Here is a 14,873-nt window from a genome sequence, read left to right as displayed (position 1 = left end):
GATGAAAATTAATAATATAAAATATTTACTAATTGCTGCATTTGTGCTAGTCTTCTCGGCTTGCGATCCCATTGTGGATGAACAGCATTTAAAAAATTCTACTGATGTCGCGGGAGTTGAATTAGTTGCTAAACAAAGCCCTGCAGGAGGAAACAAGATCACATTGAGCATGAATACACCTGGAGTTACAGGTTATTGGGATTATAATTTAGGAAAAGCGCTGACTAACGAAGTAACTATTGTTTATCCAATTCCAGGTAAATCGACTTTTACATTCGTAGGGACTCTAGGAGCAGAATTTTTTACTAAAAAAATCGATGTGCAGGTGGACAGACTTGACACTCCATTAGAGCAGGATTGGTATGATTTAGTAAGTACAAACACTTCGGCTGGTAAAACATGGGTTTTTGATGGTGTTGCTGGCACAGGTGATATGTACTGGTTTATGTCTCCTCCAGATAATCCAGATTCAGCTATGAGTGCATGGTGGAATGCAGGTGATTGCTGTCCTCCGTTAGATGTTAATGGTAAAATGCATTTTGATTTAAATGGAGCAGCAAATTATAATCATTATCAAACTGCTTCTGCAACAGCAGAAAAGGGAAGTTTTGTTTTGGATATTGCTAATAAAAAGCTATTCATCAAGGATTCAAAAATTTTAGGATATGAAGCTGGAAATGCTGCTAACGAGTATACTATTATTACACTTACTGAAGATAAGTTAGTACTGTATGTTCCTAGAAGTTTAAAGGATGCAGGAACTGGTTGGACATTTGTTTACAGACCTGAATAATAATATTTTGTGTTAGTTATTTCGAAAAAGGAAGACTAAAAGATTCCTTTTTCGAATTTCAAACATCTTATGCTTCTTTAATTGTAGAAGCATATTTTAAAATTTAAACTATGGTTAGTTTAAGTTAAGTTTATTGCCTGGGTAGCCCATAATTTCGATTATGGGCTATTTTTTTTGTTCTAGTTGGAATAGTAAATAACTGTGAAATATGCCTATAAAAGAGAATGTAAAGAAGTGAAATCTTTGCTCTAATTCAACTTAGCACTGTATTCGGATACAATTCTATATTTTTTCGTGTAGAGCAATAAAGAATTTGAGAAGTAAGCTCGATCATTTTGCTATCTCTTTCGAATGATTATTAGAAATTGTTTCTTCTCTTGTATTATAAGTTAATCAATCTTCTGAGAGATCTTAAATTTTGGGATATTATAGAAAAGGACCATCACTTCATTATTTTCAGTAAAAAACATCTTTTTTCTTCATTTTTTGAAGTGATTTTTTTCAAATTTTTATTTACAAATTATCTTAAATGTAAAATATTTCTTATAAATTTATTAAAAATAAGATTTTTCTTTCTATAAAAAATATTGTCAATAATGTAAAAAAAGTAGGGTAAAAATATGATATTCTCTATTTTTTGATTTTTGTTAAAATTGAACTTAATGTTGTTGTAATTGTCTATAGTATAGTTGTTTATGGCTTTGTTAGTGCTACTATCACGTTGTAGTTTTGATAATTTTTAATACACTTTTCATAAAGAAATATAGTGTAGTGTTATTTTTTAAAATTAACTTTTCTTTAGTACTATTTTTTGTTTTTTTAATTGTTTAATAATCAAATAATTATGATTTTTTTGATGTGTTTTTATAATATTATTTTTTTTAATTTGATGTGTTTTTGTAGTGACTTCAAGATGTGAAAAGTGAAAATTTAGTTTTAGTATTGCATCAAATTACTAATTAATTAACCAAAATTTTTAGAAAAATGAAATTAACAAAATTACTTGTTTTTTGTATTTCATCTTTGTTATTCTCGGTTATAGCTGTGGCTCAGGATGTCACAGTAAATGGAATAATTAACGATGAAAATGGTATGCCTGTTCCAGGTGCAACAATTTTATTAAAAGGTACTACAAAATCTACTGCGTCAGACTTTGACGGGAAATTCCAGATTCAAGCGCCTTCAAGCGGATCATTAACAATTACGTTTATTGGTTATGCTACAGTAACTGAAGCTATAAACGGAAGAACAAAAATTACAGTTCAATTAAAACCAGAATCACAATCTTTAAATGAGGTTGTTGTTGTTGGATACGGTACTCAAAAGAAATCTGTTGTAACTGGGGCAATTTCTAGTGTAAAATCGGCTGATTTAGAAAAAGTACCAAACGGAAGAGTTGAGCAAGCTTTACAAGGTAGAGTAGCAGGGGTTTCTGTTGCTGCTACTTCTGGACAGCCTGGGGCAAACTCAAAAGTTCGTGTAAGAGGTATCACTACATTTAGAGAAGGTGGAAATGATCCTCTTTGGGTTGTTGATGGTATTGCTGTAGATGCAAACGCAATTGGTTTTATCAACCAAAGTGATATCGAATCTATTGAGGTTCTTAAAGATGCTGCTTCTGCTGCAATCTACGGTACTCGTGCGGCTACAGGGGTTATCTTAGTTACTACTAAAAAAGGTAAATCAGGGAAAATTTCTGTAAACTATAATGGTTTTGCTGGTATATCTGCTCCAGCTAAAAAATTAGATATGTTGAATGCTACTCAGTATGCAACTTTAATGAATGAAAAATCTTTAAATGACGGAGGCGCTATTAAATACACAAATCCTGCAGCATTTGGAAAAGGTACTAATTGGCAAGATGCAATCTTTAATGATTCTGCTTTCAGATACACTCACGAGTTAAGTATTAGTGGTGGTGGTGAAAAATCTACTTTCTATGCTTCTTTCGGAATTCAAGATCAGGAAGGTATTGTTACAACAGATATTTCTAACTACACAAAGAAAAACTTCAGATTAAACTCAACACACAAAATTTCTGATTACTTTACTTTCGGACAAACTTTTGGATATACACACCAAAAAACAAAAGGTATTGGTAATACAAACAGTGAGTTTGGTGGACCTTTAAGCTCTGCAATCAACTTAGATCCGCTTACTCCACTTGTAGTTACTGATCCTACCGAAGCAAATTCAGGATTTTATACTAATCCAAATGTAGTTAGAGATGCAAATGGTAATCCTTATGGAATATCTTCTTTAGTGCAACAAGAGATGACAAATCCTCTTGGATATATTCAAACAAGATTAGGAGGATACAGCTGGTCAGATGACTTTGTAGGGAATGCTTATTTAGAGGCTAATATTACAAGCCACTTAAAATTTAGAACTACACTTGGTGGTAAGTTAGCTTATTGGGGAGATCAAATGTTTACTCCGGTATTCTTCTTAAATCCAAACATGAAAGCTGATAGAAATAACTACAGCCAGAATAATAACAAATCTTTAGCATGGACACTTGAAAATACTTTAAGTTATGCTAACAAATTTGGAGATCACAATGTAAGTGTTTTAGCTGGACAAGGAGCTTATGTTGAAAATATTGGTGGTTCTATTGGAGTAACAATGTTCGGATTGCCAATTACTAGCTATAAAGATGCTTCTTTTAACTTTGATATTCCGCAGTCGGATAGAGTTAATAGAGCAAGTGATTTTACAGAGCATAAATTATCTTCATTGTTCTTACGTGCTAACTATGATTACATGGAAAAATATCTTTTCACGGGTATTATTCGTCGTGATGGATCAACTCGTTTTGGTGAAAACAAAAAATGGGGAGTTTTTCCTTCATTCTCTCTAGGATGGGTGGTTTCAAAAGAAGGCTTCTGGAAAGAAAACAATGTAGTGAATACTTTAAAACTGCGTGGAGGTTATGGAGTTGTAGGTAATGATAATATTGATGACTTCAAATATAGAGCTACAGTTGTTGGAGGTTATAACTATGCTGTGGGAACTTCTGGTGGTATTACTACAGGTTACGGAAACTCTACTCTTCCAAACGCAAACTTAGGATGGGAAGAAACATCTCAGACAACAGTTGGTCTTGATGCAAAATTATTCAATGATTTTTCTCTTACTCTTGATTACTACAAAAAAACAACAAAAGGAATCTTAAGAAACATCGTAATTCCTGGATATGTTGGGGTAGTTGATGCTCCATCTGCAAATATTGCAGATATGGATAACAGCGGTATTGAGGTTGAATTAGGATACAAGAAAAGACTTGGTGAGTTCAATTTAGGAGTTAATGCAAACCTTGCTTACTTGAAAAACGAAATTACATATGTAGGATCATCTACAAATTTCATTGTTGGAGATGCTTCTTTCCAATCTATGGGACCTGTAACAAGAACACAAGTTGGACATTCATTTAATGAGTTTTATGGATTTAAAACAGCAGGAATTTTCCAAAATGATGCAGAAGTTGCTGCATATAAAAATGCATCAGGCGGTTTAATTCAGCCAAATGCTAAACCTGGAGATTTCCGTTGGGTAGATTCTAATGGTGATGGAAAAATTACTGATGATGATAAACAATTCTTAGGAACAAACTTGCCTAAATATACTTTTGGTTTTACAGTAAATTTAGATTACAAAAACTTTGACTTTATGGCATTTACTCAAGGAGCAGCTGGAAGCAAAATTTTCCAAGGTTTAAGAAGGCTAGATGTATTGAATGCTAACTACCAAACAAAAGCTTTAGATCGTTGGAATGGAGAAGGAACTTCAAACGATTATCCAAGATTAACAAATAATGATCCAAATAAAAACTACACTAACATGTCTGATTTTTATCTTGAAAATGGAAATTATCTACGTTTGAAAGTGGTAACTCTTGGGTATACAATGCCAACTAATTTATCATCTAAAATTGGAGCTGATAAAGTTCGTTTTTACCTAACAGGAGAGAACTTAATCACTTTTACAAAATACACTGGATTTGATCCAGAAATTGGAGGTCAGGTTTATGGTGTAGATAAAGGAGTTTATCCGCAAGCAAGATCTATTCTGTTTGGAGCTAACGTTCAATTTTAAAAATTAAAGAATCATGAAAACGATAAAATTTAAATATATATATATAGCTGTGGCATTGGCAGTCTTAGGATCTTGTTCTGAAGATTTTGTGACCATTGACCCACAAGGAAAATTTGATACAAATACGTACTTTTCTAATGAACAGCAATGTTATGCTGCTTTAATTGGAGTTTACGATCCAATGAGAAAAAATACTGGAGGTTTTGAAAATATGGTAGCAATGCTTAATGCAGGCTCTGATGATTTTTATGCTGGAGGTGGTAGTTCTACAGATGGAACTGGAATCCAGAATTTCTCTACACATTCGCTTACTTCAATTACTATCCCAGGAAGTTACTGGAATGACCACTATCAAGGTATTTCTAGAGCAAATATTTTGTTGTCTAAATTGCCTGCAGCTTCAATGAATGATGCTGTTAGAAACAGATTTGCTGCAGAAGCTAAAACATTACGTGCGCTTTACTATTTTAACCTAGTAAGAATGTTTAAAAACATTGCATTAGTTTTAGAGCCATTATCTACAGAAACAATTTATACTCCTGAACAAGTTGCACCAGAAGTAATTTATGCTCAAATAGAGAAAGATTTAACTGAGGCTATTGCAGTTTTACCAAATACTGTTATTAAGGATACTGAAGCAGGAAGATTCAACAAAGGAGCGGCTCAAGCACTTTTAGGAAAAGTGTATTTGTTTGAAGGTAAAAAAACTGAAGCAGCTGCAGTTTTAGCAGAAGTAAATGGTACTCCTGGCGAGACAAACCAATACGGAAATAAATTGTTAGATAATTTTAGCGACTTATGGATTACATCTAATAAATTTAATGCTGAGTCATTAATCGAAGTATCTCACAGTAGTGCAGGTAACTCTGATTGGACATTCTGGGGATCTGGTAGAGACGAAGGAAACTCATTAAACATTATGGTTGGACCTAGAGGTTATTCTAGACCAACAGGTTCTGATGCACCAAATCTTCCTTCAGGATGGGCTTTCAACGTTGCGACTCAGAAATTGTATGATGCAATGCAAGGTGACCCACGTAAAGATGCTACAATTCTTGATTTAAAAGCATTAAAAGCTGCAGGTAAAGCAAATTATATTCCAGCTTACCAAGATACAGGATATTTCTTGAACAAATACCTTCCAAGACAGTCAGATGTTAGTACAGGTGGTGGTAACTCAGAGTTGAACTACAAACAAAACTCTTATGTGATCAGACTTGCAGATACTTACCTAATGGAGGCAGAAGCTTTAGGATCTGGAGCAAGAGCGCAAGCGTTACTTGATGCAGTTAGAAAAAGAGCTGGATTACCTTCAGTTCCTGTAACATTAGTTGCTATTAAGCACGAAAGAAGAATGGAATTAGCAGGTGAAGGACATAGATTCTTTGATTTAGTAAGATGGGGAGATGCAGCAGCTGCATTGTCTGACAGAGGCTTTGATGCTGGAACAGATGAGATTTTCCCAATTCCGTACACAGAACTTAACGGTACTAAATTGAAACAAAATCCTAACTATCAATAAAAGTTGAATTCCGACGAAAATAAAAAGTTAAGTTAAGTTTAAGTTTAAGTTTGGTTGTAAATAGCCCATAATCATTATGAGTATGGGCTATTTTTTAAATCCTTTATAGGTAGAACTCTATTTTGATTTCTTCTAAACTTCAATTTAAAAACATAATAATTGGAAGCGAATGAAAAAAAATAGCCTAAAAATTTTATGCCTTTTGTTTTCTGCTGCAGCATTTGCGCAACAGCCAAAAACAAAAAAAGAGTTTACAACCAACGGCAAAAAAATAACCGTTTATACTACCGCAGAAAACTCAAAGTTGAGATTAACAACTACAGATAATTTGACTTTTTCTGCTGCAAAACAACCCTTAGAAACAGAAACTTCTGTTTTTGTGGAACCATCTAAAAAGTTTCAGACTTTTATGGGAATCGGAGGAGCTATTACAGATGCTAGCGCCGAAATATTTGCTAAACTTTCAAAAGAAAAACAAGCAGAATTTTTAGATGCTTACTACGATAAACAAAAAGGAATAGGCTATTCTTTGCTAAGAACAACAATTCAAAGTTCTGATTTTAGCAGTGGAAGCTATTCTTATATCGAAGAAGGGGACAAAGAGCTGAAGACTTTTTCTATTGATCACGACAAGCAATTTCGTATTCCTTTAATAAAGCAAGCTATACACAAAGCAGGTGGAAAATTGATGACTTACGCTGCTCCTTGGTCGCCAAATGCTTTTATGAAAAGCAATAAAAATGTATTAAAAGGCGGTACTCTGCTTCCTGAATACTATCAGACTTGGGCCAACTTTTATGTAAAATTTATTAAAGCCTACGAAAAAGAAGGAATTCCGATTTGGGGAACTTCGACACAAAATGAGCCAATGGCTGTACAGACTTGGGAATCTTGTATTTATACGGCTGAAGCCGAAAGAGACTTTATCAAAAATTATCTTGGGCCAACTTTGAAAAAAGAAAATCTTGGTGATAAAAAAATAATTGTTTGGGATCATAACCGTGATTTGATGAATTATCGTGCTAACGTAATTTACTCAGATCCTGAAGCATCAAAGTATGTTTGGGGAATGGGATTTCACTGGTACGAGACTTGGTCAGGCGGAGCGCCAATGTTTGATAATGTAGGTAAAGTAAATGAAGCTTATCCAGACAAAAAACTGATGTTTACTGAGGGCTGTATTGAAAAATTTGATGCATCGAAATATCAATTTTGGGGTAATGCAGAACGCTACGGAATTAACATGATCCATGATTTTAATAACGGAACAGTTGCTTGGACTGACTGGAATATTCTTCTAGATCAGAATGGTGGACCAAACCATGTTGGGAATTTCTGTTTTGCACCGATACATGCAGATATTACTACAGGAGAATTAATCTACACGCCATCTTATTATTATATCGGACACTTTTCAAAGTTTATCCGCCTAAATGCTACTCGAGTAAGCACTGCAGTAAGCAAAAGCGCTTTATTGAGTACCTCTTTTTTAAATGCTGATGGAACCATGGCAACTATTGTTATGAATCAATCTGCAAACGACCTCACCTACAATTTGATTATTGGAGATAAAAAGGCAGAAGTAAAAATTCCGCCACACGCTATACAAACACTTGTTTATTAATATTTTGTAGTAAAGTAATGTAGAGGACTAATTTGAATCATCCATTTTAGTCTTCTCTTGCTTTTAATTTTAAAACGATTATTTAAGCAACATGAAAATTACCTCTCAAATATTTCTATCAGCCTTTGTATTAATGCAATTAAGCTGTTTCACCTCAAAAATAACAGCTCAAAAAAATAATAAAATAAAGGTTTACACTACTGCCGAAAATACCAACTTGAAATTATCATTATCAAATGATTTAATTTCAAAAAACAACACTCAACAACAAAAAACATCAAGAGTATCTATTCTAGTAAATACTGATAAAACTGACCAGATATTCCTGGGAATCGGAGGAGCAATTACAGATGCAAGCGCTGAAGTTTTTGCAAAATTATCTCCAAAAAAACAGCAGGAATTCTTAAATGCTTATTACGATAAAAATAAAGGTATCGGGTATACTTTGGCAAGAACAAACATTCACAGCTGTGATTTCAGCAGTGATAGCTATACTTATGTTTCTGAAGGAGACAAAGACTTAAAGACTTTTAATATAGATCACGATCGAAAATATAGAATTCCTTTAATCAAAAAAGCAATTGAAACAGCCGGCGGGAAACTAACGTTATTTGTTAGCCCATGGAGTCCCCCAGCTTTCATGAAAGACAATAATGATATTTTGCACGGCGGCGTTTTATTGCCTGAATTTGCTCCAGCTTGGGCATTGTATTACACCAAATTCATAAAAGAATACGAAAAAGAAGGAATTCCAATTTGGGGGCTAACCGTTCAGAATGAACCAATGGCCAAGCAAAGATGGGAATCTTGCATCTATACTCCAGAAGCAGAAAGAGATTTCCTTAAAAATCATCTTGGTCCAACTTTAGAAAAAGAAGGGCTTGTTTCTAAAAATGTCATTATCTGGGATCATAACCGAGGAGACATGCTAACTAAAAGAGCCAATCTTGTTTTCTCAGATCCTGAAGTTTCTAAATATGCTTGGGGAATTGGATTTCACTGGTATGAAACTTGGAATGGAGGCCCGCCTCAATTTGAATCGGTAGCAAAAGTTCATGAAGCTTTTCCAAACAAAAATCTGCTTTTTACAGAAGGCTGTATCGAAAAATTTGATGCTTCAAAATATCAATTCTGGGGAAATGCAGAGCGTTACGGAATCAATATGATTCATGATTTTAATAACGGAACAGTTGGTTGGACAGACTGGAATATTCTATTGGACCAGAACGGAGGCCCAAATCATGTTGGGAATTTTTGTTTTGCGCCAATCCATGCAGATACAACAAAAGATGAATTAATTTATACTCCAATGTATTATTATATTGGGCATTTCTCAAAATTCATTAGACCAAACGCAAAAAGAGTGCTTGAAACCATAAGCGATAAATCTTTATTGAGTACTTCTTTTAAAAATTCTGACGGACAATTGATTACGATTGTAATGAATCAATCTGGAAAAGAGATTGTTTATTCTTTAGAAAATCAAACAGGAAAAACCACAATTACCATTCCGGCACATGCTATACAGACTATTGTATACTAATTGTCAGACTAACTAAAAAACCACAGAAAATGAAATTTAATTTAAAGAATACCATAAAAGCGTTTTTCGTCATGGCAGTCGTCATGTCTCAGGTTAAATGCTCTTCGTCAAGTGATCCTGTAGAAAATCCGCCTGTGGTAAATCCGCCAGTAGTAGTTGCAAATGATGTTGATTTCTGGTTGACAAAAGGAAATCAAAGTGCATTGTTAGAGAAACAAACAGTAAAATTAGGATTTGGCACAACAGTGAATGCGTATGCTAATATTGAAGTAAATGCCGCTCAAAAATATCAGACCGTTGATGGTTTCGGATATACTTTGACAGGAGGAAGCGTAGACGTTATAAACCAATTAAACGCAACAAAAAGAACTGCTCTTTTACAAGAATTATTCGGGAATGGAGAAAACTCAATTGGAGTAAGTTATATCAGAATCAGTATTGGAGCTTCAGATTTAAATGCAACGCCTTTTACTTATAATGATCTTGCGACAGGAGAAACAGATTTAAATCTAGATAAATTTAGTTTAGAAAAAGATAAAAATCTAATTGCCATGCTAAAAGAAATTCTGGCAATTAATCCTAAAATTTTAATTTTAGCAACACCTTGGTCTGCACCTATTTGGATGAAAGATGTCGCAAGTTTTAAAGGAGGGAAACTGAAAACAGAATATTATGATATTTACGCTAAATATTTTGCAAAATACATTCAGCAGATGAAAGCAGAAGGGATTACAATTGATGCTGTAACTCCTCAAAACGAACCTTTGCATGACGGAAACAATCCGAGTATGTATATGTCTGCTACAGATCAGGCCAATTTTATTAAAAATAGTTTAGGGCCGGCTTTTAAAACAGCAAATCTAAACGTGAAAATCATTGCTTACGATCACAATTGCGATAATCCAAATTATCCAAAAACCATTTTAGCAGATGCAGAGGCTTATCCTTATGTTGATGGATCTGCGTTCCATTTATACGCTGGTGACATCACAGCTTTACTTAATGTTTACAATTCGTATCCAGCCAAAAATGTTTATTTTACAGAGCAATGGACTTCATCACAAGGGCAGTTTGAAGGCGATTTAAAATGGCATCTTCGAAATGTAATTATCGGCTCAATGAGAAATTACAGTAAAAATGCATTAGAGTGGAATCTAGCAAATAATGCAAGTTTTGGTCCTCATACAGATGGAGGATGTGAAATGTGTAAAGGTGCTATAACTATAACTTCAGGCAATAGTTTTGAACGCAATGTAGCGTATTATATAATTGCACATGCTTCAAAATTTGTCCCAATGGGATCTACTAGAATTGAAAGCAATTCTGGCGGAAGTTTGCAAAATGTTGCTTTTATCACGCCTTCTGGTTCTAAAGTCCTGATTGTTGAAAATGATGGTTCTGCAACAGAAACTTTCAACATTAAATTTAATGGAAAATGGGCAACAACTTCGCTTGATGCAGGTTCAGTTGGGACTTATACTTGGAAATAAATTTAGAGCCATTCGTATGAAAAAAATAATTTTAGCAGCACAGCTTCTCATTTCGATTGCTTCTTTCGGACAAGGTTTCTTGCACAGAGATGGACAAAAAATTGTTGATGGTAATGGCAAAAATGTTCTTTTAAGAGGTTTAGGCCTTGGCGGATGGATGGTGCAGGAAGGCTATATGTTGAAGACCCAGCCATTTGCCAGTCCGCAATATCAAATTCGACAAAAAATACAAGATGTAATTGGCGAAGAGGGAACAAAGGAATTCTACGCAGCCTATAAAGAAAACGGAATCACAAAACGAGATATCGATTCTCTAGCAAAATGGGGGTTTAATTCTATTCGTCTTCCAATGCATTACAATCTTTATACTCCACCAATCGAGCAGGAGAAAAACGGTGAAATCACTTGGATCGAAGAAGGTTTTACCATGACAGACAATTTGCTGAAATGGTGTGCAGAAAATAAAATATACCTGATTTTAGATTTGCACGCTGCTCCAGGCGGACAAGGAAACGATGCGGCAATTTCGGACTTTGACACGACAAAACCTGCACTTTGGCAAAGCGAAGCTAATCAGAAAAAAATGATTGCATTATGGAAGAAATTAGCTTCTCGTTACCGAGATAATCCTTGGATTGGCGCTTATGATATTATCAACGAGCCAAACTGGAATTTTACAGGATTAAACAAAAATGGCTGTGACGAAAATTCAAACGGACCTTTAAGAGATTTGATGGTTGCGGTTACAAAAGCCATTCGCGAAGTCGATACCAATCATTTAATTTTTATTGAAGGAAACTGCTGGGGAAATAACTACAACGGAATTTTTCCTCTTTGGGATGACAATCTAGCTTTAAGTTTCCATAAATATTGGAATTATACCGACAAAGCTTCGATTGAACAGATGTTGGGCTACAGAGAAAAATATAATGTGCCAATCTGGATGGGAGAAAGTGGAGAAAATTCTAATGTTTGGTTTAAAGATGCTCTGACTTTGGTTGAAACAAACAATATCGGATGGGCATTTTGGCCGATGAAAAAAATAGACAACATTGCTGGAGTAACTTCTGTTACTAAAATTCCAGAATATGATGTTTTATTGAAATATTGGAAAGACGGCGGACCAAAACCATCTCCAGAATTTGCAAAAAAGACCTTGATGAAAATAGCAGACAATTACAAAATGGAAAACGTAACTGTTAAGCCAGATGTAATAGATGCTATGTTTAGACAAGTGCAGACAGACGATACAAAACCATACAAGAAGAACGCAGTTCCGGGAAAAATTGCGGCAACGCATTATGATTTAGGTACAAACGGAAAAGCATATTCAGATACTGATTTTATAAATTACAGATCGGTAACTGGAAAAGACGAGCAATGGAATCGCGGTAACAGTATGAGAAATGATGGCGTTGATATTTTGCCATGCAAGTATAAAGATTCAAACGGTTATCAAGTTTCATTTATTGAAGATGGAGAATGGATTCAGTACACTGTCGACGCAAAAGAAGGAACTTACAATGTTGCGATTCGTTATTCGAGCGAAAAAGGAGAAGGGAAATTGTATTTAGAGACTGAAGGAGGAGCAAAATCAACAGTGATATCACTTCCTTCAACTGGAGGAAATGATAAATGGAAAACAGTTGTTTTATCTAATGTTGTATTGAGATCAGGTTCAAATAAAGTAAAAGCTGTATTTGAAAAAGGAGGTTTTAATCTGAACTATTTTGACTTTGTTATGAACAAAAACAAAAAGTAGACGAAATAATATTTATCTTGATATTCAATTTATTAACTAAACCATTTAAATAATAAAAAGATGAAAATAATCAATCTCGCCAATAGAGCAGCAGTATTTACTTTAATCCTATTGTTTGTATTTCAGTCTTGCAGCAGTAATAATGATACGACCGATAGTCCTGTCGTAGCTCCTGATAAAATCTCAGTACAAGTTGATGTAATTGGAAAAACTGCCGAAATGCCAAATGGAGACGGAAGCGGAAAAATTAATTTAAAGATCGAAGCTCCTAATGCAAAGTCATATAAGGTTGTGGTAAACAATGAAACAAAAGAGTTTACAACTAGCAATTTTTCATATGAATTTACTCAGCCAGGAACCAAAACCTACATTATTGATGTTACGGCATTTAATGGAATAAAATATACTAATACTTCTACAACAGTAAATATTTTCGTAGCCAGAAAATTAATTTGGTCAGACGAATTTAATACAGATGGAGCTCCTGATTCTTCAAAATGGGGTTACGATTTGGGAACTGGAAATGGCTGGGGAAATAACGAATTAGAATATTATACTGATAGATCTGAGAATGTAAAAATTGAAAATGGACTTTTAAAGATTACAGCAATCAAAGAAAATTATCAAGGAAGCCAATACACTTCGACAAGAATGCTGACAAAAGGTAAATTTTCTTTTAAATACGGAAGAGCAGAAGTTCGCGCAAAATTACCATCTGGTGGCGGGACTTGGCCAGCTTTTTGGCTGTTAGGAGACAATATTGGTACTGTGGGCTGGCCAGCATGCGGAGAAATAGACATTTTAGAATCAGTTGGAAACAATCCAAACGTAATTCATTCTTCACTGCATTCTCCAGGACGTTCAGGAAATACGCCAGATACCAAAACAACAACAGTTCCAAATTCGACAACTGAGTTTCACATTTATGCTGCCGAATGGGATGCCGAAAACATCAAATTTTATGTAGACGATAATTTATTTTACACTTATAAAAACTCAAGTACAACACCGTTCAATCAGAAATTCTTTGTGATTTTAAATTTAGCAATGGGAGGAAATTTCGGAGGAGCCGTAGATCCAAATTTCAAAAGTGCCACTTATGAAATTGATTACGTAAGAGTGTATAATTAACATAACTTTTAAATAGATTTTTTTCTTTAAAGCCTCGTAAACACTAGCTTTACAAGATTAAAATTTTTTAACATGAAAAAGATAAACAAACTTGTTTTTGCAGTGATGCTGCTTTTAGCCGTGAACTCATTTTATGGTCAGAATTTAAAAATTATGACTTATAATATTCGTTTGGATGTTGCTTCAGATGGAGAAAATGCGTGGCCAAAACGAAAGGATTATTTCACAGCTCAGATCGGTTTTTACAGTCCAGAAATTTTTGGAGTTCAGGAAGCAACGCCAAATCAAGTTTTAGATATTGCATCGGCTCTGCCAAATTATAACAGATTTGGATTAGGAAGAGAAGAAGGCGGATTGGGAGAAGCTTGTACGATTTACTATAAAAAAGATCGTTTTAAAGTCGAACAATCTAACACTTTCTGGCTGTCTGAAACTCCAAATGTGGTTTCAAGGGGTTGGGATGCAGCTTGCAATAGAGTTTGTACTTACGGACTTTTTAAAGATTTAAAAACTAAAAAAATATTTTGGGTTTTCAATTTGCATTTGGATCATATGGGTGAAGAAGCAAAGGTAAAAGGCGTACAGCTTGTTCTTTCTAAAATAAAAGAATTGAACACTAAAAATTATCCCGCTTTTTTAATGGGTGATTTCAATTCTGAACCAAACACAACGCAAATTGGCGAAATCAAAAAAGTGATGGATGATACTAAAGATGTTTCAAAAGAAAAACCTTTCGGACCTTCTGGAACTTTCAATGATTTCAAACACGACCAACCCGTAACCTTATTATTAGACTACATTTTTATTTCAAAAAATAGTGGTTTAAAAGTTCAAAAACACGCAGTGTTAAGTGATTCTAAAGATTTAAAATATCCGTCGGATCATTTGCCTGTCTTAATAGAAATAGATTAAA

The 14,873-nt window shown here is 34.3% G+C and carries 9 protein-coding genes; all 9 read left to right on the top strand.

Going from position 1 to position 14,873, the window contains the following annotated elements; translation table 11 throughout:
* Window position 1: 1 nt before the first annotated feature.
* Window positions 2-793, top strand: a complete 792-nt coding sequence (locus BB050_RS05175) for a hypothetical protein (protein WP_066032841.1) — start codon at window positions 2-4, stop codon at window positions 791-793.
* 984 nt (window positions 794-1,777) lie between these two features.
* The gene (locus BB050_RS05170; protein ID WP_066032840.1) at window positions 1,778-4,888 is read left to right on the top strand and encodes a SusC/RagA family TonB-linked outer membrane protein; all 3,111 of its coding nucleotides are present in this window, start codon (window positions 1,778-1,780) and stop codon (window positions 4,886-4,888) included.
* Between the two features lie 13 nt (window positions 4,889-4,901).
* Complete coding sequence (locus tag BB050_RS05165; RefSeq protein WP_066032839.1) at window positions 4,902-6,410, top strand: RagB/SusD family nutrient uptake outer membrane protein; 1,509 nt, start codon at window positions 4,902-4,904, stop codon at window positions 6,408-6,410.
* Window positions 6,411-6,579: 169 nt separating this feature from the next.
* A complete protein-coding gene (locus BB050_RS05160) occupies window positions 6,580-8,034 on the top strand; it encodes a glycoside hydrolase family 30 protein (protein WP_008466698.1) in 1,455 nt (484 codons plus the stop codon).
* A 91-nt stretch (window positions 8,035-8,125) separates the two neighbouring features.
* Window positions 8,126-9,577, top strand: coding sequence for a glycoside hydrolase family 30 protein (locus BB050_RS05155; protein ID WP_066032838.1), 1,452 nt, complete (start codon window positions 8,126-8,128; stop codon window positions 9,575-9,577).
* A gap of 29 nt (window positions 9,578-9,606) precedes the next feature.
* Window positions 9,607-11,067, top strand: a complete 1,461-nt coding sequence (locus BB050_RS05150) for a glycoside hydrolase family 30 protein (RefSeq protein ID WP_066032837.1) — start codon at window positions 9,607-9,609, stop codon at window positions 11,065-11,067.
* Window positions 11,006-12,829, top strand: a complete 1,824-nt coding sequence (locus BB050_RS05145; RefSeq protein WP_335583313.1) for a cellulase family glycosylhydrolase — start codon at window positions 11,006-11,008, stop codon at window positions 12,827-12,829. The genes BB050_RS05150 and BB050_RS05145 overlap by 62 nt, the downstream gene beginning before the upstream one ends.
* 60 nt (window positions 12,830-12,889) lie before the next feature.
* Window positions 12,890-13,960, top strand: coding sequence for a glycoside hydrolase family 16 protein (locus BB050_RS05140; RefSeq protein ID WP_066032836.1), 1,071 nt, complete (start codon window positions 12,890-12,892; stop codon window positions 13,958-13,960).
* Window positions 13,961-14,032: 72 nt separating this feature from the next.
* Entirely contained in the window at window positions 14,033-14,872 is an 840-nt protein-coding gene (locus BB050_RS05135) for an endonuclease/exonuclease/phosphatase family protein (RefSeq protein WP_066032835.1), read from the top strand.
* Window position 14,873: the final 1 nt, after the last annotated feature.

Source organism: Flavobacterium anhuiense, from assembly GCF_001705175.1.
Lineage (GTDB): Bacteria > Bacteroidota > Bacteroidia > Flavobacteriales > Flavobacteriaceae > Flavobacterium > Flavobacterium anhuiense.
Note: the sequence above shows the minus strand (reverse complement) of the source record. Positions and strands in the feature narration are given on the sequence as shown.